Genomic DNA, 17,439 nt, shown 5'->3' on the forward strand with positions numbered 1-17,439 from the left:
GAGCTTAACAAATGTTAATGTTGAAAAACGCCTCGCTTGCTATGGTGAGTAAAGATTAATTATTCGAAGATTTCTATGATCACTTGGAAAGCAATACCCTTTGCACAACTTACTAACCACGAGTTGTATCAATTACTTAAGTTACGCGTGGATGTATTTGTTGTTGAACAAACCTGCCCATATCCTGAACTGGATGACAAAGACACCCTCGATGGCGTGATGCATTTACTTGGTTACCAGCAAAATCAGTTGGTGGCATGCGCGCGCTTATTACCACAGGGCACCAGCTATCCGAGTGTCAGTATTGGCCGTGTCGCCACTAAACAAAGTGCGCGAGGCGCTGGCTTAGGTCATCATTTATTACAACAAGCTATCGCACAATGCCTGCAACTTTGGCCAAATCAAGCAATCGAAATAGGCGCTCAACAACACCTTACTGCTTTTTATCAGCAACATGGCTTTGTGCAAACATCAACAATGTACCTAGAAGATGGTATTCCCCATGTTGATATGAAGATAAGTGTCACAAGCGAAATGGCGCAATAATGAATTGGTCGATCACGACGATCGCCATAACGTTATTAGTCGTTGGTAATTTGGCCGCTTCTTTATCAGATGTGGCGGTCAAAATGCTCGAAGGGGGGATTTCAACTTTTCAGTATGTTTTTCTGCGCCAGTTATTTTCAGTGCTCATCGTATTGCCGCTGTGGCTGAAACAAAGCAAGCTACAACGGGCATTGACGGCGCCAGCTATCATTACTATTCGCGCATTGCTGATCATCATCGGCAGTGGTTGTATGATGATAGCGGTTACTCACTTACCCTTAGCCACCGCTAACGCAATTTTTTACGCAGCCCCGCTATTAATGCTACCTCTGTCCGTATTGTTATTGAAAGAGATACCACCATGGGGAAAAACGCTATCAACCATGATTGGCTTTATCGGTGTACTGATTGTCTTACGGCCTTCACAATTTCACTGGGCGGGCTATTTTGCTCTCGGCACTGCAATTACCTTAGCGCTATTTAATCTACTCGCAAGAAAACTTCCGGCGCAACAAACCGTGATTACGGCTCTGTTTTGGACTTCACTCATTTCCTTGCCAATAACCGCTTTGTTGGCGTATTTAACTTGGCAGCCTCTAGACTGGCAGGCACTGCTGCTGGTTGCTTGCAGTGCAGGCTTAATTTTGCTCTACAATGGCTTGGCGGTAAAAGCCTATAAGGCCGCCCCCGCCGGACAAATCGCCTTGGCGGAGTATTCTGGTTTGGTATTTGTAGTGTTGCTTGGCGTGTGGGGCTTTAATGAAATTCCAGATAGCATGACAGCGCTAGGAATATTGCTGATCATTATTCCGCTCTTGCCGTTGAAGGAGTTGATTCAACGACGAAAGAGAGATTTATAACGAGGCCATCATTGGCGAGTAAGTAATTACTTACTGCGGCCAAAACCACCATCGGATACACGGAAAAACATCACCGATTGGGCGGACTTTTCCAATTGCAGAATATCTAAAGAGCCATCTTGTGCAAGTTTAAAACGCACTAATTGACCTGCTTTGATTCGGCTCAGTGGCTTATCGCTACCTTCAACTTTAACCAAGGCATTGAGATCCGACATAGGCAAGCCATTAGAACGGAAAACTTGTGCCAAAGTATCGCCATTTTTCACCGTATACTCTTTCCACTCATCACTGAGCGTTTCCGGCGATTGCACTTCACCTTGCTCACTGAGACTTTGAGTATTGATATCAATCGCGACTCGTTGACTGGATTCTGGTTGTGGCTCATCAGCCGACTGCGGGAAAGGTACCACCAATAGAATCAACACCAAAGGCGTTAACACCATTAAGCCGCGCTGGTGCAACTTAGGCAAACGTGCCCACTGGCTAAGAGTGTCATCTTTGATCTTTGCCCAATCAAATTCAGCAAACTTGTCTTTCATCAACTGAACATAATCGACTTGCTGTGGTTTTTTCTTACGGCGATTCATTGAACCTGTCTCCAAACAACTGAGTACCAAGTATAAAAACCTACTCTTCTTGAGTATAGGGAATTTCGCCTCTGAAAGTAATGCTGCTGTCAAAACTAACCGTTTGTGGCAAAAATTAAGACCTAGCTCTCACTATAATCGCTCTGCAACAAAGTGTCAGGGCTGACGTTTCCTCAAGGCACTAATGCTGGTATCCTTTGGTACTTTATATAGCGATGAAAGAGAGACATCATGTCTGAAGTTAAATTTGAAACTGTAGAGCAAAAAGCAAGCTACGGTATTGGTCTACAAATGGGCCAGCAACTAGCGGGTTCTGGTATTGAAGGTCTTAATGTAGATGCAATCGCTGCCGGCATTGCAACTGCACTAACTGGTGACATGCCAGCGATCGAAATCGACGAAATCAACAACGCACTGCAAGAGCTTCACACTCGCGCTGAATCAGCTCGTCAAGAAGCAGCAAAAGCGGCAGCGGCTGACGGTGAAGTATTCCTAACTGACAACGCTCTTCGTCCAGAAGTGACTGTGCTTGAATCTGGTCTTCAGTACGAAATCATCACTGAAGGTACTGGCGAGATCCCAACGTCTGACAAGCAAGTTCGCGTACACTACCACGGTGAACTAACTGACGGCACTGTATTCGACAGCTCTGTATCTCGCGGTCAACCTGCTGAGTTCCCAGTAACTGGCGTAATCAAAGGCTGGGTTGAAGCACTTCAACTAATGCCTGTAGGCTCTAAGTGGAAACTATACATCCCACAAGACCTTGCATACGGTGAGCGTGGCGCTGGCGCTGCAATTCCTCCGTTTGCAGCACTTGTGTTCGAAGTAGAACTACTAGACATCCTATAATTGAGTTAAAACTTAGTTATCGAAAAAGCGGCGCACAGCGTCGCTTTTTTTTAACTAAAATATAGGGACGAACAACGTAAAAGGAATATAACAATGAAAAAATGTGCCGCCGGTTTCGCAGTGCTACTCTTCGCCACTACCGTGAATGCCAGTTCATTCTTAGACTCAGTGACCAGCAAAGATACAACCGACTTGATCAGCAGTGTCTCAGAAAAATATGATGTCGCTGGTCATTCACTACCGATGACTGAATTGCTAACGCAAAAACTTGATGTGTCTCCTGAAGAAGCGCTAAAAGGGACCAACGCGTTGTTTTCACTCGCTGAAAATCAATTATCTTCAGGCGACCTTTCTGAGCTGGAATCGCTGATCCCTTGGTCATCGAACATTCCTGACGCACAGAACCTGCTAGGCAAAGTTGAAAACATGGATGCAGTGAAAAGCGTATTCGAAAAAGCAGGTCTTGATCCATCGATGATCAATCAGTTTGTACCTGTCATTTTAGGATATCTAGGGGATAGTGGTGCAAGTGAAGGCCTACTAGGCTCACTGGGTGATCTTTGGAAAAGCGCTGACTAAGCAGCTAAGAAGTGAAATAGACAAGAATGTCTAAATCCTAAATTCCAGACAATAAAAAAGCCGAGCTAATGCTCGGCTTTTTTTGTCTTTCGAACCTGATTACTCAGCAGCTTCTTCAGCAGCTGGGCGATCTACAAGCTCAATGTAAGCCATTGGAGCTTTATCACCAGCACGGAAGCCAGCTTTTAGGATACGAGTGTAACCGCCCTGACGAGCAGCAAAACGTGGACCTAGTTCGTTAAACAGTTTTGCAACAACTTCGTTATCACGAGTGCGTGCAAATGCAAGACGACGGTTAGCAACACTGTCAGTCTTAGCTAGTGTAATCAAAGGCTCAACTACGCGACGTAGCTCTTTTGCTTTAGGCAATGTAGTCTTGATAACTTCATGACGTACTAAAGAGCTAGCCATATTGCTGAACATCGCTTTACGATGTGAGCTGTTGCGGTTGAGTTGACGACCACTCTTACGATGGCGCATGACCTAATCCTTCTAACTAGTATCGATTAATCTTCAGCGATAGACGCTGGTGGCCAGTTTTCTAGGCGCATGCCCAGAGACAGACCACGTGATGCAAGTACGTCTTTAATCTCAGTAAGAGATTTTTTACCAAGGTTTGGCGTTTTAAGTAGCTCAACCTCAGTACGCTGTACAAGATCACCGATGTAGTGAATCGCTTCTGCTTTCAAACAGTTAGCAGAGCGAACTGTTAGTTCAAGATCGTCTACAGGACGCAGTAGGATAGGATCAAATTCAGGCTTCTCTTCCTTCTCCTCAGGTACACGTACATCACGAAGATCTACGAACGCATCCAGTTGTTCAGCTAGGATAGTAGCTGCACGACGGATTGCTTCCTCAGGGTCTAGAGTACCGTTCGTTTCCATATCGATAACAAGCTTGTCTAAGTCTGTACGTTGCTCTACACGAGCCGCGTCAACAGAGTAAGCAATCTTGTCTACTGGACTGTATGTTGCGTCAACCAGTAGGCGACCAATAGGACGCTCATCTTCTTCGGTATGGATACGAGCAGAAGCAGGAACATAACCACGACCACGTTCAACTTTGATACGCATAGCGATCTCAGCGTTGTCATCCGTTAGGTGACAAATAACGTGTTCAGGGTTAGTGATCTCTACATCACCATCATGGGTGATGTCACCTGCAACCACAGGGCCCGAGCCTGATTTATTCAGCGTAATAAACACTTCATCTTTGCCTTCGGCAACGCGTACAGCCAAACCTTTAAGGTTCAGTAGGATTTCAAGAATATCTTCTTGAACGCCTTCTTTAGTGCTGTATTCGTGTAGAACGCCTTCAATCTCAACTTCAGTAACCGCACAACCCGGCATAGAAGATAGAAGAATTCGGCGAAGTGCATTACCAAGAGTATGGCCGAAACCACGCTCTAACGGCTCAAGAGTTACTTTTGCGTGTGTCGTGCTGATTTGTTCGATGTCAACAAGACGTGGCTTAAGAAATTCTGTTACAGAACCCTGCATTGTGTCCTCTCTTTAGTTTAAACCTTACTTAGAGTAAAGCTCGACGATCAATTGTTCGTTGATGTCAGCTGACAGATCAGAACGTTCAGGCATACGCTTGAATGTACCTTCCATCTTGCCGCCATCTACTTCAATCCAAGTTGGTTTTTCGCGTTGTTCAGCAACTTCTAGAGATGCTTTAATACGAGATTGCTGTTTAGCTTTCTCGCGAATTGCAACAACGTCGTTAGCCGCTACTTTGAAAGAAGGAACGTTTACAACTTTACCGTTAACTACGATAGCTTTGTGGCTAACTAGCTGACGTGCTTCAGCGCGAGTAGCACCAAAACCCATACGGTAAACTACGTTATCAAGACGACCTTCAAGAAGTTGAAGCAGGTTTTCACCTGTGTTGCCTTTAAGGCGCGCAGCTTCTTTGTAGTAGTTACGGAATTGTTTTTCTAGAACGCCGTACATACGACGAACTTTTTGCTTCTCACGAAGCTGAACGCCATACTCAGATAGACGACCGCGACGAGCGCCGTGTACACCTGGTGCGTTATCAATTTTACACTTGGTATCGATCGCACGAACACCAGACTTAAGGAATAAGTCTGTGCCTTCACGACGGCTAAGCTTAAGCTTAGGACCCAAATATCTTGCCATGATTCTTCTCCAATTGTCCTAGAAACGTTATACGCGACGTTTCTTAGGTGGACGACAACCGTTATGAGGGATTGGTGTAGCATCAACGATGTTCGTGATGCGGTAACCAGCAGCGTTCAGTGCACGAACAGTAGATTCGCGACCTGGACCTGGACCCTTAACCATAACTTCCAAGTTCTTTAGACCGTATTCTTTAGCCATTTCAGCACAACGCTCAGCAGCAACCTGTGCAGCGAACGGAGTAGACTTACGAGAACCACGGAAACCTGAACCACCTGCAGTAGCCCAAGCTAGTGCGTTACCTTGACGGTCAGTAATGGTTACGATTGTGTTGTTGAAAGAAGCATGGATGTGCGCAACACCGTCTGCAACTTGTTTGCGAACGCGTTTACGCGCGCGAGTTGGTTGTTTAGCCATTGTACTCTACCTTCCCGACTATTTCTTGATCGGCTTACGCGGACCCTTGCGGGTGCGAGCGTTGGTTTTAGTACGCTGTCCACGTAGTGGTAGACTGCGACGATGACGAAGACCACGGTAACAGCCAAGGTCCATAAGACGCTTGATGTTCATAGATACTTCACGACGTAGATCACCTTCTACAGTGTATTTAGCTACACCATCACGCAGTTGATCGATCTGTTCATCAGATAGTTCACTGATCTTAACATCTTCAGCAATACCCACTTCAGCTAGGATAGCTTTTGAGCGAGTCTTACCGATGCCGTAGATTGACGTTAGTGCAATCACAGCATGTTTTTGATCAGGAATGTTAATGCCTGCTATACGGGCCATTATTCACTCCATAGTGTTTCATAAAAGAATTAGCCGCAGCAAAGCCCGTCTCGGATACGCTGCGGAGTACTACTTCTTTTGCACGCAAAAGGTAGGCCGAGGAATATACTCGACACTACCTTACATTTCAAGTAAAAATTTCTGCTGATTAGCCTTGGCGCTGTTTATGCTTTGGCTCACTGCAAATCACGCGAACGACACCGTTACGCTTGATTACTTTACAGTTACGGCAGATTTTTTTAACGGAAGCACGAACTTTCATTGCTAAACTCCGTAAATGAAATCTGAGGTTACCGCCGTATTAACGGCCATAGCCTTTCAGATTCGCTTTTTTCAACACAGAATCATACTGTTGGGACATCATATGAGTCTGTACCTGTGCCATGAAATCCATGATTACAACCACTACGATTAGTAGTGATGTACCGCCGAAGTAGAAACGTACGTTCCACGCGACCATCATGAACTCTGGGATCAGACAGATAAAGGTAATATACAGTGCACCCGCTAGGGTTAAACGTGTCATCACTTTATCAATGTATTTCGCTGTCTGCTCGCCTGGGCGGATACCGGGTACGAATGCACCAGACTTCTTCAAGTTATCTGCTGTTTCACGCGGGTTGAAAACCAACGCCGTGTAGAAGAAGCAGAAGAAGATAATCGCTGCTGCATAAAGCATTACATACAGAGGTTGACCTGGGCTAAGAGCCAAAGACACGTCAGTTAACCAACCGAACGCGCTGCTCTCACCATTTTGACCAAACCACTGCGCCAATGTTCCTGGGAACAGGATAATGCTTGATGCGAAGATTGCTGGAATAACACCTGCCATATTAATTTTAAGTGGCAAGTGAGTGCTTTGCGCAGCAAATACTTTACGACCTTGTTGACGCTTCGCGTAGTTTACAACGATACGACGTTGACCACGCTCCATGAAAACAACAAAGTAAATTACCGCAAAAGCAAGTACCGCAATCAACAGCAGAAGAAGTACATGCAGTTCACCTTGACGCGCTTGCTCGATTGTTTGACCGATTGCCGAAGGCAATCCAGCAACAATACCTGCAAAGATCAGTACCGAAATACCGTTACCAATTCCGCGCTCTGTAATTTGTTCACCTAACCACATTAAGAACATGGTACCGGTTACTAAACTTACGGTAGCAATTAGCGTAAACATGGTTTGGTTGATAACAACCAGATTATCGACCATGTTTGGTAGGCCAGTTGCAATACCAATAGCTTGGAATGTTGCAAGTACAAGCGTGCCGTAGCGTGTATATTGGCTTATCTTACGACGGCCTGCTTCACCCTCTTTCTTGAGTTCAGCTAACGCTGGATGAACTACGGTTAGCAGTTGGACAACAATTGAAGCCGAAATATACGGCATGATGCCCAACGCTAATATAGACGCACGCTCAAGAGCACCACCGGAGAACATGTTAAACATTTCTACGATGGTACCTTTTTGCTGTTCGAACAAATCGGCAAGTACAGCAGCGTCAATACCAGGGATTGGTACGAATGAACCGGCGCGGAATACTAAAAGAGCACCTAATACAAACAAAAGGCGCGATTTAAGCTCCGCCAATCCATTTTTCGCACTACTAAAATCTTGTCCTGGTTTTTTAGCCATCTGTACCTTTCCTTCGAAGATTATTCTTCGATTTTACCGCCTGCAGCTTCGATTGCAGCTTTAGCGCCTTTAGTCACGCGTAGACCTTTAACAGTCATCGCTTTGTTAACTTCACCAGAAAGAACGATCTTAACGAACTCGATGTTCTTAGTGATTAGGTTAGCAGCTTTAAGGCTGTTTAGATCTACCACGTCACCTTCAACTTTCGCTAGCTCAGCTAGACGAATTTCAGCAGACACTAGGCTCTTACGAGAAGTGAAACCGAATTTAGGTAGACGTTGTTTCAGAGGCATTTGACCGCCTTCAAAACCTGGACGAACTTTACCGCCAGAACGCGACTTTTGGCCTTTATGACCACGGCCAGCAGTTTTGCCTAGGCCTGAACCGATACCGCGACCTACACGCTTAGGAGCATGTTTAGAGCCAGCAGCCGGTGATAGAGTATTCAAACGCATTTGTGATTACTCCTCAACTTTAACCATGTAGTAAACCTTGTTGATCATGCCGCGCACGCACGGAGTATCTTCAAGTTCTACTGTGTGGTTGATTTTACGAAGGCCTAGACCGCGCAAAGTAGCTTTGTGCTTTGGCAGACGACCAATTGAGCTTTTAGTTTGAGTTACTTTAATAGTTGCCATCGTGTTCTTACTCCGAAATAGATTCAACAGTTAGACCACGTTTAGCAGCAACCATTTCTGGTGACTTAACGCTACCTAGTGCATCGATCGTAGCACGAACGATGTTGATAGGGTTCGTAGAACCGTATGCTTTAGATAGTACGTTGTGTACACCAGCAACTTCAAGTACTGCACGCATTGCGCCGCCGGCGATAACACCAGTACCTTCAGCAGCAGGCTGCATGTAAACTTTAGAGCCCGAATGGCGACCTTTCACTGGGTGGTGAAGAGTACCTTCGTTAAGCGCGATCGTAGTCATGTTACGACGTGCCTTTTCCATTGCTTTTTGAATCGCTGCAGGTACTTCACGTGCTTTGCCGTAACCGAAACCTACGCGACCGTTACCGTCACCAACTACTGTTAGTGCAGTAAAGCTCATGATTCGACCGCCTTTAACCGTTTTAGAAACGCGGTTAACTGCGATTAGCTTTTCTTGCAAATCATTCGCTTGAACTTGTTGTTCTTTAGCCATCTTCCAACCCTACCTTAGAATTTCAGACCAGCTTCGCGAGCAGAATCTGCTAGCGCCGCTACTCGACCGTGGTATTGGAAACCAGAACGATCGAATGCAACTGAAGTCACGCCTTTTTCAAGAGCGCGCTCAGCAACAGCTTTACCAACTGCTTTAGCTGCATCGATGTTACCAGTGTATTTCACTTGCTCACGGATCGCTTTTTCTACAGTAGAAGCAGCTGCGATAACCTCAGAGCCGTTTGCCGCGATAACTTGAGCGTAAACATGGCGAGGAGTACGGTGTACTACCAGGCGAGTTGCACCAAGTTCTGCAATCTTACGACGTGCACGTGTAGCACGACGGATGCGAGATGCTTTCTTATCCATAGTGTTACCTTACTTCTTCTTAGCTTCTTTGGTACGCACATTTTCATCTGCGTAACGAACACCTTTACCTTTGTAAGGTTCAGGAGCACGGTAAGAACGAATATCAGCCGCAACTTGACCTACTACTTGCTTATCGCAACCAGTAATGATGATTTCAGTTTGGCTTGGACATTCAGCTGTAATACCCGCTGGCAGTTCATGCTCAACAGGGTGAGAGAAGCCTAGTGTTAGACCTACAGCGTTGCCTTTGATAGCAGCACGGTAACCTACACCTTTAAGCGTTAGCTTCTTCACAAAGCCTTCAGTCACACCGATTACCATGTTGTTAACTAGTGCACGAGCAGTACCTGCTTGTGCCCATGCGTTTACAACACCTTCACGTGGACCGAAAGTAAGGTTGTTTTCTTCCTGAGCGATAACAACTGCGTTGTTAAGAACGCGAGTTAGTTCGCCTTTAGCACCTTTTACAGTAACTTCTTGGCCGTTTAGTTTCACCTCTACGCCAGCTGGAATAGCGACAGGTGCTTTAGCAACACGAGACATAGTCTACTCCTTAGGCAACGTAACAGATGATTTCACCACCAAGACCTGCTTTACGCGCAGCACGGTCTGACATAAGACCCTTGGAAGTTGAAACGATAGCAACACCTAGACCACCCATTACAGAAGGAAGAGAATCTTTCTTCTTGTAAACGCGTAGGCCTGGACGAGAAACACGCTTAAGTTGCTCGATAACTGGTTTAGCTTGGAAGTACTTAAGAGTAACTTCTAGCTCAGGTTTAGCTTCGCTGTTAACAGCGAAGTCTACGATGTAACCTTCAGCTTTAAGTAATGCAGCAATAGCAACTTTAAGCTTTGAAGAAGGCATTTTTACAGCAACTTTGTTTGCTGCCTGACCGTTGCGAACGCGGGTCAGCATATCCGAAATCGGATCTTGCATGCTCATAAGATTTACTCCAAATGATTAAGTGGCAATTACCAGCTAGCCTTACGAAGTCCAGGAATCTCGCCTTTCATGCAAGCTTCGCGAACTTTAATACGGCTTAGACCGAACTTACGCAGGTAACCGTGTGGGCGACCAGTTTGGTTGCAACGGTTGCGCTGACGTGATGCACTTGAATCACGTGGAAGTGATTGCAGTTTAAGAACTGCTTCCCAACGAGCTTCTTCAGATGCGTTTACATCGCTAATGATAACTTTTAGCGCAGCACGCTTTTCAGCGAACTTAGCTACTAGTTTTGCACGTTTAGCTTCACGTGCTTTCATCGAATTTTTAGCCATAACAGTAACCCTTCACCTTACTTACGGAATGGGAAGTTAAAGGCAGCCAGCAGAGCTCGGCCTTCCGCATCTGTGCCAGCTGACGTCGTGATAGTAATATCAAGACCGCGTACACGATCAACTTTATCAAAGTCGATTTCCGGGAAGATGATTTGCTCGCGAACGCCCATGCTGTAGTTACCGCGTCCGTCAAAAGACTTAGCGCTAACACCACGGAAGTCACGTACACGTGGTAGAGCGATGTTAATCAAACGCTCAAGAAAATCCCACATACGTTCGCCACGCAAGGTTACTTTACAACCGATTGGGTAGCCTTCACGGATTTTGAAACCTGCAACAGATTTACGCGCTTTAGTGATAAGTGGCTTTTGACCAGAGATCGTTGCCATATCAGCTGCTGCGTTTTCTAGCAGTTTCTTATCGTTGATTGCTTCACCCACACCCATATTTAGGGTGATCTTTTCGATTCTAGGGACTTGCATGACGCTTGTGTAGCTGAACTCTTTGGTCAGTTCAGCGACTACAGACGACTTGTAGTAATCATGCAGTTTCGCCATAGTAGAACTCCAAATTACTTAATTGTTTCACCGTTAGACTTGAAGAAACGCACTTTTTTGCCTTCTTCAAAACGGAAACCTACTCGGTCCGCGTTACCAGTTGCTGCGTTAAAGATTGCAACGTTAGAAGCATCAATAGCTGCTTCTTGCTCAACAATACCACCTTGGATATTTAGAGCAGGAACAGGTTTTTGGTGTTTCTTAACTAGGTTGATACCTTCAACAACAACTTTACCAGTTGCTAGAACCTTAGTTACTTTACCTTTCTTGCCTTTGTCTTTACCAGCAAGAACGATTACTTCGTCATTACGACGGATTTTAGCTGCCATTATAGCGCTCCTTACAGAACTTCTGGAGCAAGTGAAACGATCTTCATGAATTTATCGCCACGAAGTTCGCGTGTCACAGGGCCAAAGATACGTGTACCGATTGGTTGCTCTGTATTGTCGTTAAGCAATACGCAAGCATTACGGTCGAAGCGAATGACAGAACCGTCTGGGCGACGAACGCCTTTACGGGTGCGCACTACTACCGCCTTCAGAACATCACCTTTTTTAACTTTACCGCGAGGAATTGCTTCTTTCACTGTAACCTTGATGACGTCACCGATATGTGCATAACGGCGGTGAGAACCACCCAGGACCTTAATACACATTACCTTGCGCGCACCAGAGTTATCTGCAGCGTCAAGTGTACTTTGCATTTGGATCATTGTTAGTGCTCCGCTAAATATTAATAACTAGACCCATCACGGGTCGGGCTGCCTCTTTAAAAGGGACGCGAATTGTACCACCCTTTTTTGTGATTGGGTAGTCAAAAAATAAACGGCCCCAAAATATTTTTTGGAGCCGTTTCGTTTCATAGAATTAGCTAGGGATTAACCTTTCGCTTTTTCTAGAACGCTTACCAAAGTCCAAGACTTAGTCTTAGACAGTGGACGACACTCAGCGATTTCAACTTTGTCGCCTAGGCCACATTCGTTGTTCTCGTCGTGTGCGTGTACTTTAGTCGTGCGGCGAACGAATTTACCGTAAATCGGGTGTTTTACGAAACGTTCGATTGCAACAACGATAGACTTGTCCATCTTGTCGCTAACAACACGGCCTTGTTGAGTACGTTTTACTTCGCTCATTATGCGCCTGCCTTTTCAGTCAAAACAGTTTTCACACGTGCGATATCACGGCGTACAGCTTTTAGAGTATGAGTTTGCTGTAGTTGACCAGTCGCAGCTTGCATACGCAAGTTGAACTGTTCACGTAGCAAAGTCAAAAGCTCAGCATTAAGCTCTTCAACGTTTTTTTCGCGTAGATCTTGTGCTTTCATCACATCACCTGCTTAGTTACAAATGTCGTCTTGAATGGCAGTTTACGTGCCGCTAGGCGGAACGCTTCACGTGCCAATTCTTCAGGAACGCCACCCATTTCGTACATTACCTTTCCAGGTTGGATTTGGGCTACCCAGTACTCAACGTTACCTTTACCCTTACCTTGACGAACTTCAAGTGGTTTTTCTGTGATTGGTTTGTCTGGGAACACACGGATCCAGATTTTACCTTGACGCTTAACGTGACGTGTCATTGCACGACGTGCCGCTTCAATTTGACGAGCAGTTAGACGACCACGGCCAACAGCTTTAAGACCGAATTCGCCGAAGCTTACATCAGTACCTTTAGCTAGACCACGGTTACGACCTGTCTGAACCTTACGGAACTTAGTACGTTTAGGTTGTAGCATCTGTCGACTCCTTACTTACGGCCTTTGCGCTGCTTCTTAGGCTTATCGCCTTTCGGCTCCACAGCGTTAGCTGCTGGCATACCGCCTAGAATCTCACCTTTGAAGATCCAAACTTTAATGCCGATCACACCGTATTGGGTGTGAGCCGAAGAAGTTGCGTAATCAATGTCAGCACGTAGAGTGTGTAGAGGCACACGGCCTTCACGGTACCACTCAGCACGTGCGATTTCAGCGCCGCCAAGACGGCCGCTTACTTGCACTTTGATGCCTTTAGCGCCTAGACGCATAGCATTTTGTACCGCGCGCTTCATAGCACGACGGAACATAACGCGACGCTCTAGTTGAGACGCGATGCTATCACCTACAAGTTGAGCATCAAGCTCAGGCTTACGTACTTCAGCGATGTTAATTTGCGCTGGTACACCTGCGATTTTTGCTACAGCTGCACGTAGTTTCTCTACGTCTTCGCCTTTTTTACCGATAACTACGCCTGGACGAGCAGTGTGAATAGTCACACGGATGCTTTTCGCAGGACGTTCGATAACGATGCGTGATAGTGATGCTTTTTTCAGTTCGCTTGTAAGGAACTGACGTACCTTGAAGTCGCCGTCTAGGTTGTCAGCGAAATCTTTGGTGTTAGCAAACCATGTAGCATTCCAAGGCTTAACGATGCCTAGACGAATACCATTTGGATGTACTTTTTGACCCATTGCTTACTCTCCTAGTCTCTTAGCGATCTGCTACAACAATAGTGATGTGGCTTGAACGCTTCAAGATACGATCCGCACGACCTTTAGCACGAGGCATAATACGCTTCATGGTTGGGCCTTCATCTACGAAGATTTTAGCGACATTTAGATCGTCGATATCTGCACCTTCGTTGTGCTCCGCGTTCGCGATAGCTGATTCAAGAACTTTCTTGATTAGTTCAGCAGCTTTTTTGTTGCTGAACGTCAAGATTTCTAGAGCTTGATCAACTGATTTACCACGAATCTGGTCTGCCACTAAGCGAGCTTTCTGAGGAGAAATGCGAGCAAAGTTATGTTTAGCTAATGCTTCCATCATTTACTCCTTAACGCTTCTTAGCTTTCTTATCCGCAGCGTGGCCACGGTAAGTACGAGTTGGTGCGAATTCACCTAGTTTGTGACCGATCATTTCTTCGGTAACGAAAACTGGTACGTGCTGACGACCATTATGGACAGCGATGGTCAAACCGATCATCGTAGGGATGATCATTGAGCGACGGGACCAAGTCTTAACAGGCTTTTTGTCTCCGCTTTCCACCGCTTTCTCTACCTTCTTCAGCAAGTGTAGGTCAATAAAAGGACCTTTCTTGAGAGAACGTGGCATGGCGATTCCTCTTTATAGATTATTTGTTACGACGACGTACGATGTACTTGTCAGTGCGTTTGTTCTTACGAGTCTTGAAGCCTTTAGTAGGCATACCCCATGGTGATACAGGGTGACGACCGCCAGATGTGCGACCTTCACCACCACCGTGTGGGTGATCAACCGGGTTCATTACTACACCACGTACGGTTGGACGTACGCCGCGCCAGCGTGAAGCACCAGCTTTACCAAGTTCACGTAGCATGTGCTCAGAGTTGCCTACTTCACCGATTGTTGCACGGCCTTCAGACAATACTTTGCGCATTTCGCCAGAACGTAGACGGATAGTTACATATGAACCGTCGCGAGCAACGATTTGAGCATATGCACCAGCCGAACGAGCTAGCTGACCACCTTTACCAGGTTTAAGTTCAACGTTATGTACAGTTGAACCTACTGGGATGTTACGCATTGGAAGAGCGTTACCAGCTTTGATTGCCGCATCTGGGCCAGACTGGATTGCATCACCTGCGTTAACACCTTTAGGTGCTAGGATGTAACGACGCTCACCGTCTGCGTACAGAACTAGAGCGATGTTAGCGCTACGGTTTGGATCGTATTCTAGACGTTCAACTTTCGCTGGGATACCGTCTTTAGTACGTTTGAAGTCAATCAAACGGTAGTGTTGCTTATGACCACCACCGATGTGACGTACTGTAATACGACCGTTGTTGTTACGACCGCCGTTCTTAGAGTTTTTCTCTAGAAGAGGTGCGTAAGGCTTACCCTTGTGTAGGTCAGCGTTAACAACTTTAACTACGTGACGACGACCAGGGGAAGTCGGCTTACATTTAACAATAGCCATTTCTCAACTACTCCTGTTATTCCGCGCCGCCAACAAAGTCAAGATCTTGACCTTCGTTCAAAGTAACGTACGCTTTCTTAACGTCGCTGCGGCGACCTTGGCGTAGACCTTGACGTTTGGTCTTACCCTTAGTGATAAGAGTATTTACAGACTTAACTTCAACTTCAAATAGCTTTTCTACAGCTGCTTTGATCTCTTTCTTAGTTGCATCTTTAGCTACTTTGAAAACGATAGTGTTCGCTTTCTCTGCAGCCATAGTTGCTTTTTCAGAGATGTGCGGAGCACGTAGAACTTTTAGGATACGTTCTTCAGTGATCATGCTAGCATCTCCTCAACTTGCTTAACTGCATCAGCAGTCATTAGAACCTTGTTGAATGCAATTAGAGATACTGGATCAATACCAGCAACATCACGTGCGTCAACTTTGTATAGGTTACGAGCTGCTAAGAATAGATTCTCATCTACTTCGCCAGTTACGATTAGTACATCGTTAAGCTCAAGCTCTTTAAGCTTAGCTACTAGCTCTTTAGTTTTTGGAGCTTCTACAGAGAAGTTATCAACAACGATTAGACGCTCTTGACGAACTAGCTCAGAAAGAATGCTCTTCATAGCACCGCGGTACATTTTCTTGTTTACTTTTTGGCTGTGATCTTGAGGTTTCGCAGCAAAAGTAACACCACCCGAACGCCAGATTGGGCTACGGATTGTACCAGCACGTGCACGGCCAGTACCTTTTTGACGCCATGGCTTAGCGCCACCGCCAGAAACTTCTGAACGTGTTTTTTGAGCGCGAGTACCTTGACGAGCACCTGCTGCGTACGCAACAACTACTTGGTGTACCAGAGCTTCGTTAAACTCACGTCCGAAAGTAGTTTCAGAAACAGTCAGTGCATCAGCACCTTTAACCATAAGTTCCATTACTTACTCCTGAGACGTTATGCTTTAATAGCTGGTTTAACGATCACGTTGCCGCCAGTTGCGCCTGGGACTGCACCTTTAATAAGAAGCAGATTGCGCTCAGCGTCAACACGTACGATCTCTAGGTTTTGAGTCGTTACACGCTCAGCACCCATGTGACCTGCCATTTTCTTGCCTTTAAACACGCGACCTGGAGTTTGACATTGGCCAATTGAACCCGGTGCACGGTGAGACAATGAGTTACCGTGAGTCATATCTTGAGTACGGAAGTTCCAACGCTTAACAGCGCCTTGGAAGCCCTTACCTTTAGATGTACCAGTAACGTCTACTTTTTTAGTTTCGTTGAATAGTTCAACTGTTAGCTCAGCGCCAACTGCAAACTCTTCACCGTTTTCCAAACGGAATTCCCAAAGACCACGACCAGCTTCAACACCTGCTTTAGCAAAGTGACCAGCTTCTGGTTTAGTAACGCGGTTAGCTTTCTTAGTTCCAGCTGTAACTTGAATTGCTGCGTAACCGTCAGTCTCAAGAGATTTAACTTGAGTTACACGGTTTGCTTCAACTTCAACAACAGTTACTGGGATAGAAACGCCGTCTTCAGTAAATACGCGGGTCATGCCCACTTTACGACCGATTAGACCAATCATTATTCTAATCTCCCTTAACCTAGGCTAATTTGAACGTCAACGCCTGCAGCTAGGTCTAGACGCATCAGAGCATCAACAGTTTTGTCTGTTGGCTCAACGATGTCGATTAGACGTTTGTGAGTACGAATTTCGTACTGATCACGTGCATCTTTGTTAACGTGTGGAGAGATAAGAACTGTGAAACGCTCTTTACGAGTAGGTAGTGGGATTGGACCACGAACCTGTGCGCCTGTGCGCTTAGCTGTTTCAACGATTTCCGCTGTTGAAGCATCGATTAGCTTGTAATCGAACGCTTTAAGGCGGATACGGATACGTTGGTTCTGCATGAGACAGAGCTCCAATTAGTAAATATTACACAAACAATATCGCCACTCAAACTCGCGTAAGGCGAGAGAATGCCGATTGATTTATGTGAAACCGTAGCATCCAAGATTAGGACGCATTGTCAGTTAATTTTCGATTAACCACCCCCGCTTAAAGAGTCACCTCTAAAAGCAGTTATTCCGAAGAATAGATACCTAATTGTATTAACCGCGAACATAAGCTGAGTCTACATTACCTAATAAATCGAAGATTTATCAGCTCCTCACTGCTC

33 protein-coding genes are annotated in these 17,439 nt (G+C 45.7%); 4 read left to right on the plus strand and 29 right to left on the minus strand.

All coding sequences use genetic code 11. The features are described from left to right. Positions 1 to 75: 75 nt before the first annotated feature. Both RH88_RS13965 and RH88_RS13970 read left to right on the plus strand, forming a co-directional pair. Positions 76 to 546 carry a GNAT family N-acetyltransferase gene (locus tag RH88_RS13965; protein WP_005597082.1) on the plus strand — a complete coding sequence of 157 codons (471 nt, stop codon included), beginning with the start codon at positions 76 to 78 and terminating at the stop codon, positions 544 to 546. Then, a complete protein-coding gene (locus RH88_RS13970; protein ID WP_005597083.1) occupies positions 546 to 1,406 on the plus strand; it encodes a DMT family transporter in 861 nt (286 codons plus the stop codon). Before RH88_RS13965 ends, RH88_RS13970 begins: the two co-directional genes overlap by 1 nt. Before the next feature lie 26 nt (positions 1,407 to 1,432). Here the strand turns inward: RH88_RS13970 and RH88_RS13975 are convergent, their stop codons facing one another. After that, positions 1,433 to 1,993: a LysM-like peptidoglycan-binding domain-containing protein gene (locus RH88_RS13975; RefSeq protein WP_005597085.1), complete on the minus strand. Its 561-nt coding sequence runs from the start codon at positions 1,991 to 1,993 to the stop codon at positions 1,433 to 1,435. A 231-nt stretch (positions 1,994 to 2,224) separates the two neighbouring features. Here RH88_RS13975 and RH88_RS13980 point away from each other — a divergent pair, with 231 nt between their 5' ends. Further along, positions 2,225 to 2,845: a BamJ family beta-barrel-assembly machinery protein gene (locus tag RH88_RS13980; protein ID WP_005597087.1), complete on the plus strand. Its 621-nt coding sequence runs from the start codon at positions 2,225 to 2,227 to the stop codon at positions 2,843 to 2,845. Between the two features lie 93 nt (positions 2,846 to 2,938). Beyond that, the gene (locus tag RH88_RS13985; protein ID WP_005597089.1) at positions 2,939 to 3,424 is read left to right on the plus strand and encodes a DUF2780 domain-containing protein; all 486 of its coding nucleotides are present in this window, start codon (positions 2,939 to 2,941) and stop codon (positions 3,422 to 3,424) included. A gap of 99 nt (positions 3,425 to 3,523) precedes the next feature. On the opposite strand, the gene rplQ is transcribed toward RH88_RS13985, so the two are convergent. The 28 genes from rplQ to rpsJ all read right to left on the minus strand — a co-directional run bounded on the left by rplQ (position 3,524) and on the right by rpsJ (position 17,170). Continuing rightward, complete coding sequence (gene rplQ / locus RH88_RS13990; protein ID WP_005383141.1) at positions 3,524 to 3,904, minus strand: 50S ribosomal protein L17; 381 nt, start codon at positions 3,902 to 3,904, stop codon at positions 3,524 to 3,526. A 26-nt stretch (positions 3,905 to 3,930) separates the two neighbouring features. Next, positions 3,931 to 4,923 carry a DNA-directed RNA polymerase subunit alpha gene (locus RH88_RS13995; protein ID WP_005597091.1) on the minus strand — a complete coding sequence of 331 codons (993 nt, stop codon included), beginning with the start codon at positions 4,921 to 4,923 and terminating at the stop codon, positions 3,931 to 3,933. Between the two features lie 24 nt (positions 4,924 to 4,947). Further along, positions 4,948 to 5,568, minus strand: coding sequence for a 30S ribosomal protein S4 (rpsD, locus tag RH88_RS14000; RefSeq protein WP_005597093.1), 621 nt, complete (start codon positions 5,566 to 5,568; stop codon positions 4,948 to 4,950). Between the two features lie 27 nt (positions 5,569 to 5,595). Further along, on the minus strand, positions 5,596 to 5,985 hold the full coding sequence (gene rpsK / locus RH88_RS14005; protein WP_005597095.1) for a 30S ribosomal protein S11: 390 nt from the start codon (positions 5,983 to 5,985) through the stop codon (positions 5,596 to 5,598). Positions 5,986 to 6,003: 18 nt separating this feature from the next. Beyond that, positions 6,004 to 6,360, minus strand: a complete 357-nt coding sequence (gene rpsM, locus RH88_RS14010; protein WP_005597097.1) for a 30S ribosomal protein S13 — start codon at positions 6,358 to 6,360, stop codon at positions 6,004 to 6,006. 148 nt (positions 6,361 to 6,508) lie between these two features. Then, positions 6,509 to 6,622 (minus strand): 50S ribosomal protein L36, encoded by a 114-nt coding sequence (rpmJ, locus tag RH88_RS14015; protein WP_000868186.1) that lies wholly within the window; start codon positions 6,620 to 6,622, stop codon positions 6,509 to 6,511. Between the two features lie 39 nt (positions 6,623 to 6,661). Next, a complete protein-coding gene (gene secY / locus RH88_RS14020; RefSeq protein ID WP_005597099.1) occupies positions 6,662 to 7,996 on the minus strand; it encodes a preprotein translocase subunit SecY in 1,335 nt (444 codons plus the stop codon). A 20-nt stretch (positions 7,997 to 8,016) separates the two neighbouring features. Beyond that, positions 8,017 to 8,451, minus strand: coding sequence for a 50S ribosomal protein L15 (rplO, locus tag RH88_RS14025; RefSeq protein WP_005597101.1), 435 nt, complete (start codon positions 8,449 to 8,451; stop codon positions 8,017 to 8,019). A 6-nt stretch (positions 8,452 to 8,457) separates the two neighbouring features. After that, positions 8,458 to 8,634, minus strand: a complete 177-nt coding sequence (gene rpmD, locus RH88_RS14030) for a 50S ribosomal protein L30 (protein ID WP_000201159.1) — start codon at positions 8,632 to 8,634, stop codon at positions 8,458 to 8,460. A 7-nt stretch (positions 8,635 to 8,641) separates the two neighbouring features. Then, positions 8,642 to 9,145: a 30S ribosomal protein S5 gene (gene rpsE, locus RH88_RS14035; RefSeq protein WP_005597103.1), complete on the minus strand. Its 504-nt coding sequence runs from the start codon at positions 9,143 to 9,145 to the stop codon at positions 8,642 to 8,644. A 14-nt stretch (positions 9,146 to 9,159) separates the two neighbouring features. After that, positions 9,160 to 9,513 carry a 50S ribosomal protein L18 gene (rplR, locus tag RH88_RS14040; protein WP_005597104.1) on the minus strand — a complete coding sequence of 118 codons (354 nt, stop codon included), beginning with the start codon at positions 9,511 to 9,513 and terminating at the stop codon, positions 9,160 to 9,162. Between the two features lie 9 nt (positions 9,514 to 9,522). Continuing rightward, positions 9,523 to 10,056: a 50S ribosomal protein L6 gene (rplF, locus tag RH88_RS14045; protein ID WP_005597106.1), complete on the minus strand. Its 534-nt coding sequence runs from the start codon at positions 10,054 to 10,056 to the stop codon at positions 9,523 to 9,525. Between the two features lie 10 nt (positions 10,057 to 10,066). After that, the gene (gene rpsH / locus RH88_RS14050) at positions 10,067 to 10,459 is read right to left on the minus strand and encodes a 30S ribosomal protein S8 (protein ID WP_005597108.1); all 393 of its coding nucleotides are present in this window, start codon (positions 10,457 to 10,459) and stop codon (positions 10,067 to 10,069) included. A 29-nt stretch (positions 10,460 to 10,488) separates the two neighbouring features. After that, the gene (gene rpsN / locus RH88_RS14055; protein WP_005597110.1) at positions 10,489 to 10,794 is read right to left on the minus strand and encodes a 30S ribosomal protein S14; all 306 of its coding nucleotides are present in this window, start codon (positions 10,792 to 10,794) and stop codon (positions 10,489 to 10,491) included. A gap of 17 nt (positions 10,795 to 10,811) precedes the next feature. Further along, positions 10,812 to 11,351 carry a 50S ribosomal protein L5 gene (gene rplE, locus RH88_RS14060; RefSeq protein ID WP_005597112.1) on the minus strand — a complete coding sequence of 180 codons (540 nt, stop codon included), beginning with the start codon at positions 11,349 to 11,351 and terminating at the stop codon, positions 10,812 to 10,814. 14 nt (positions 11,352 to 11,365) lie between these two features. Next, a complete protein-coding gene (gene rplX, locus RH88_RS14065) occupies positions 11,366 to 11,680 on the minus strand; it encodes a 50S ribosomal protein L24 (RefSeq protein WP_005597114.1) in 315 nt (104 codons plus the stop codon). 11 nt (positions 11,681 to 11,691) lie between these two features. Beyond that, entirely contained in the window at positions 11,692 to 12,063 is a 372-nt protein-coding gene (gene rplN / locus RH88_RS14070; protein WP_004745883.1) for a 50S ribosomal protein L14, read from the minus strand. A 165-nt stretch (positions 12,064 to 12,228) separates the two neighbouring features. Further along, positions 12,229 to 12,483: a 30S ribosomal protein S17 gene (rpsQ, locus tag RH88_RS14075; RefSeq protein ID WP_005597117.1), complete on the minus strand. Its 255-nt coding sequence runs from the start codon at positions 12,481 to 12,483 to the stop codon at positions 12,229 to 12,231. Continuing rightward, positions 12,483 to 12,674, minus strand: coding sequence for a 50S ribosomal protein L29 (gene rpmC / locus RH88_RS14080; protein WP_005597119.1), 192 nt, complete (start codon positions 12,672 to 12,674; stop codon positions 12,483 to 12,485). Before rpmC ends, rpsQ begins: the two co-directional genes overlap by 1 nt. Next, a complete protein-coding gene (gene rplP / locus RH88_RS14085) occupies positions 12,674 to 13,084 on the minus strand; it encodes a 50S ribosomal protein L16 (protein ID WP_005379577.1) in 411 nt (136 codons plus the stop codon). Before rplP ends, rpmC begins: the two co-directional genes overlap by 1 nt. Before the next feature lie 11 nt (positions 13,085 to 13,095). After that, positions 13,096 to 13,794, minus strand: coding sequence for a 30S ribosomal protein S3 (rpsC, locus tag RH88_RS14090; RefSeq protein ID WP_005597122.1), 699 nt, complete (start codon positions 13,792 to 13,794; stop codon positions 13,096 to 13,098). A 19-nt stretch (positions 13,795 to 13,813) separates the two neighbouring features. Beyond that, positions 13,814 to 14,146, minus strand: coding sequence for a 50S ribosomal protein L22 (gene rplV / locus RH88_RS14095; RefSeq protein WP_005597124.1), 333 nt, complete (start codon positions 14,144 to 14,146; stop codon positions 13,814 to 13,816). A 10-nt stretch (positions 14,147 to 14,156) separates the two neighbouring features. Further along, on the minus strand, positions 14,157 to 14,435 hold the full coding sequence (gene rpsS / locus RH88_RS14100; RefSeq protein WP_005597126.1) for a 30S ribosomal protein S19: 279 nt from the start codon (positions 14,433 to 14,435) through the stop codon (positions 14,157 to 14,159). 19 nt (positions 14,436 to 14,454) lie between these two features. Next, positions 14,455 to 15,279: a 50S ribosomal protein L2 gene (rplB, locus tag RH88_RS14105; protein ID WP_005597128.1), complete on the minus strand. Its 825-nt coding sequence runs from the start codon at positions 15,277 to 15,279 to the stop codon at positions 14,455 to 14,457. Between the two features lie 16 nt (positions 15,280 to 15,295). Next, complete coding sequence (gene rplW / locus RH88_RS14110; RefSeq protein ID WP_005597130.1) at positions 15,296 to 15,598, minus strand: 50S ribosomal protein L23; 303 nt, start codon at positions 15,596 to 15,598, stop codon at positions 15,296 to 15,298. Continuing rightward, positions 15,595 to 16,197 carry a 50S ribosomal protein L4 gene (gene rplD / locus RH88_RS14115; protein ID WP_005597132.1) on the minus strand — a complete coding sequence of 201 codons (603 nt, stop codon included), beginning with the start codon at positions 16,195 to 16,197 and terminating at the stop codon, positions 15,595 to 15,597. The genes rplW and rplD overlap by 4 nt, the downstream gene beginning before the upstream one ends. Positions 16,198 to 16,214: 17 nt before the next feature. Next, entirely contained in the window at positions 16,215 to 16,844 is a 630-nt protein-coding gene (gene rplC / locus RH88_RS14120) for a 50S ribosomal protein L3 (RefSeq protein ID WP_005597133.1), read from the minus strand. A 14-nt stretch (positions 16,845 to 16,858) separates the two neighbouring features. Next, the gene (rpsJ, locus tag RH88_RS14125) at positions 16,859 to 17,170 is read right to left on the minus strand and encodes a 30S ribosomal protein S10 (protein WP_001181007.1); all 312 of its coding nucleotides are present in this window, start codon (positions 17,168 to 17,170) and stop codon (positions 16,859 to 16,861) included. Positions 17,171 to 17,439 lie beyond the last annotated feature (269 nt).

Source organism: Vibrio scophthalmi LMG 19158 (assembly GCF_000222585.1).
In the GTDB taxonomy this organism is placed as follows: Bacteria; Pseudomonadota; Gammaproteobacteria; order Enterobacterales; family Vibrionaceae; genus Vibrio; species Vibrio scophthalmi.

What these genes read in the sequence shown, in the direction of transcription:
- RH88_RS13965 (WP_005597082.1), top strand. Translation starts at nt 76, where the DNA reads ATGATCACTTGGAAAGCAATACCCTTTGCACAACTTACTAACCACGAG.
- RH88_RS13970 (WP_005597083.1), top strand. Translation starts at nt 546, where the DNA reads ATGAATTGGTCGATCACGACGATCGCCATAACGTTATTAGTCGTTGGT.
- RH88_RS13975 (WP_005597085.1), bottom strand. Translation starts at nt 1,993, where the DNA reads ATGAATCGCCGTAAGAAAAAACCACAGCAAGTCGATTATGTTCAGTTG.
- RH88_RS13980 (WP_005597087.1), top strand. Translation starts at nt 2,225, where the DNA reads ATGTCTGAAGTTAAATTTGAAACTGTAGAGCAAAAAGCAAGCTACGGT.
- RH88_RS13985 (WP_005597089.1), top strand. Translation starts at nt 2,939, where the DNA reads ATGAAAAAATGTGCCGCCGGTTTCGCAGTGCTACTCTTCGCCACTACC.
- rplQ (WP_005383141.1), bottom strand. Translation starts at nt 3,904, where the DNA reads ATGCGCCATCGTAAGAGTGGTCGTCAACTCAACCGCAACAGCTCACAT.
- RH88_RS13995 (WP_005597091.1), bottom strand. Translation starts at nt 4,923, where the DNA reads ATGCAGGGTTCTGTAACAGAATTTCTTAAGCCACGTCTTGTTGACATC.
- rpsD (WP_005597093.1), bottom strand. Translation starts at nt 5,568, where the DNA reads ATGGCAAGATATTTGGGTCCTAAGCTTAAGCTTAGCCGTCGTGAAGGC.
- rpsK (WP_005597095.1), bottom strand. Translation starts at nt 5,985, where the DNA reads ATGGCTAAACAACCAACTCGCGCGCGTAAACGCGTTCGCAAACAAGTT.
- rpsM (WP_005597097.1), bottom strand. Translation starts at nt 6,360, where the DNA reads ATGGCCCGTATAGCAGGCATTAACATTCCTGATCAAAAACATGCTGTG.
- rpmJ (WP_000868186.1), bottom strand. Translation starts at nt 6,622, where the DNA reads ATGAAAGTTCGTGCTTCCGTTAAAAAAATCTGCCGTAACTGTAAAGTA.
- secY (WP_005597099.1), bottom strand. Translation starts at nt 7,996, where the DNA reads ATGGCTAAAAAACCAGGACAAGATTTTAGTAGTGCGAAAAATGGATTG.
- rplO (WP_005597101.1), bottom strand. Translation starts at nt 8,451, where the DNA reads ATGCGTTTGAATACTCTATCACCGGCTGCTGGCTCTAAACATGCTCCT.
- rpmD (WP_000201159.1), bottom strand. Translation starts at nt 8,634, where the DNA reads ATGGCAACTATTAAAGTAACTCAAACTAAAAGCTCAATTGGTCGTCTG.
- rpsE (WP_005597103.1), bottom strand. Translation starts at nt 9,145, where the DNA reads ATGGCTAAAGAACAACAAGTTCAAGCGAATGATTTGCAAGAAAAGCTA.
- rplR (WP_005597104.1), bottom strand. Translation starts at nt 9,513, where the DNA reads ATGGATAAGAAAGCATCTCGCATCCGTCGTGCTACACGTGCACGTCGT.
- rplF (WP_005597106.1), bottom strand. Translation starts at nt 10,056, where the DNA reads ATGTCTCGTGTTGCTAAAGCACCTGTCGCTATTCCAGCTGGCGTAGAG.
- rpsH (WP_005597108.1), bottom strand. Translation starts at nt 10,459, where the DNA reads ATGAGCATGCAAGATCCGATTTCGGATATGCTGACCCGCGTTCGCAAC.
- rpsN (WP_005597110.1), bottom strand. Translation starts at nt 10,794, where the DNA reads ATGGCTAAAAATTCGATGAAAGCACGTGAAGCTAAACGTGCAAAACTA.
- rplE (WP_005597112.1), bottom strand. Translation starts at nt 11,351, where the DNA reads ATGGCGAAACTGCATGATTACTACAAGTCGTCTGTAGTCGCTGAACTG.
- rplX (WP_005597114.1), bottom strand. Translation starts at nt 11,680, where the DNA reads ATGGCAGCTAAAATCCGTCGTAATGACGAAGTAATCGTTCTTGCTGGT.
- rplN (WP_004745883.1), bottom strand. Translation starts at nt 12,063, where the DNA reads ATGATCCAAATGCAAAGTACACTTGACGCTGCAGATAACTCTGGTGCG.
- rpsQ (WP_005597117.1), bottom strand. Translation starts at nt 12,483, where the DNA reads ATGAGCGAAGTAAAACGTACTCAACAAGGCCGTGTTGTTAGCGACAAG.
- rpmC (WP_005597119.1), bottom strand. Translation starts at nt 12,674, where the DNA reads ATGAAAGCACAAGATCTACGCGAAAAAAACGTTGAAGAGCTTAATGCT.
- rplP (WP_005379577.1), bottom strand. Translation starts at nt 13,084, where the DNA reads ATGCTACAACCTAAACGTACTAAGTTCCGTAAGGTTCAGACAGGTCGT.
- rpsC (WP_005597122.1), bottom strand. Translation starts at nt 13,794, where the DNA reads ATGGGTCAAAAAGTACATCCAAATGGTATTCGTCTAGGCATCGTTAAG.
- rplV (WP_005597124.1), bottom strand. Translation starts at nt 14,146, where the DNA reads ATGGAAGCATTAGCTAAACATAACTTTGCTCGCATTTCTCCTCAGAAA.
- rpsS (WP_005597126.1), bottom strand. Translation starts at nt 14,435, where the DNA reads ATGCCACGTTCTCTCAAGAAAGGTCCTTTTATTGACCTACACTTGCTG.
- rplB (WP_005597128.1), bottom strand. Translation starts at nt 15,279, where the DNA reads ATGGCTATTGTTAAATGTAAGCCGACTTCCCCTGGTCGTCGTCACGTA.
- rplW (WP_005597130.1), bottom strand. Translation starts at nt 15,598, where the DNA reads ATGATCACTGAAGAACGTATCCTAAAAGTTCTACGTGCTCCGCACATC.
- rplD (WP_005597132.1), bottom strand. Translation starts at nt 16,197, where the DNA reads ATGGAACTTATGGTTAAAGGTGCTGATGCACTGACTGTTTCTGAAACT.
- rplC (WP_005597133.1), bottom strand. Translation starts at nt 16,844, where the DNA reads ATGATTGGTCTAATCGGTCGTAAAGTGGGCATGACCCGCGTATTTACT.
- rpsJ (WP_001181007.1), bottom strand. Translation starts at nt 17,170, where the DNA reads ATGCAGAACCAACGTATCCGTATCCGCCTTAAAGCGTTCGATTACAAG.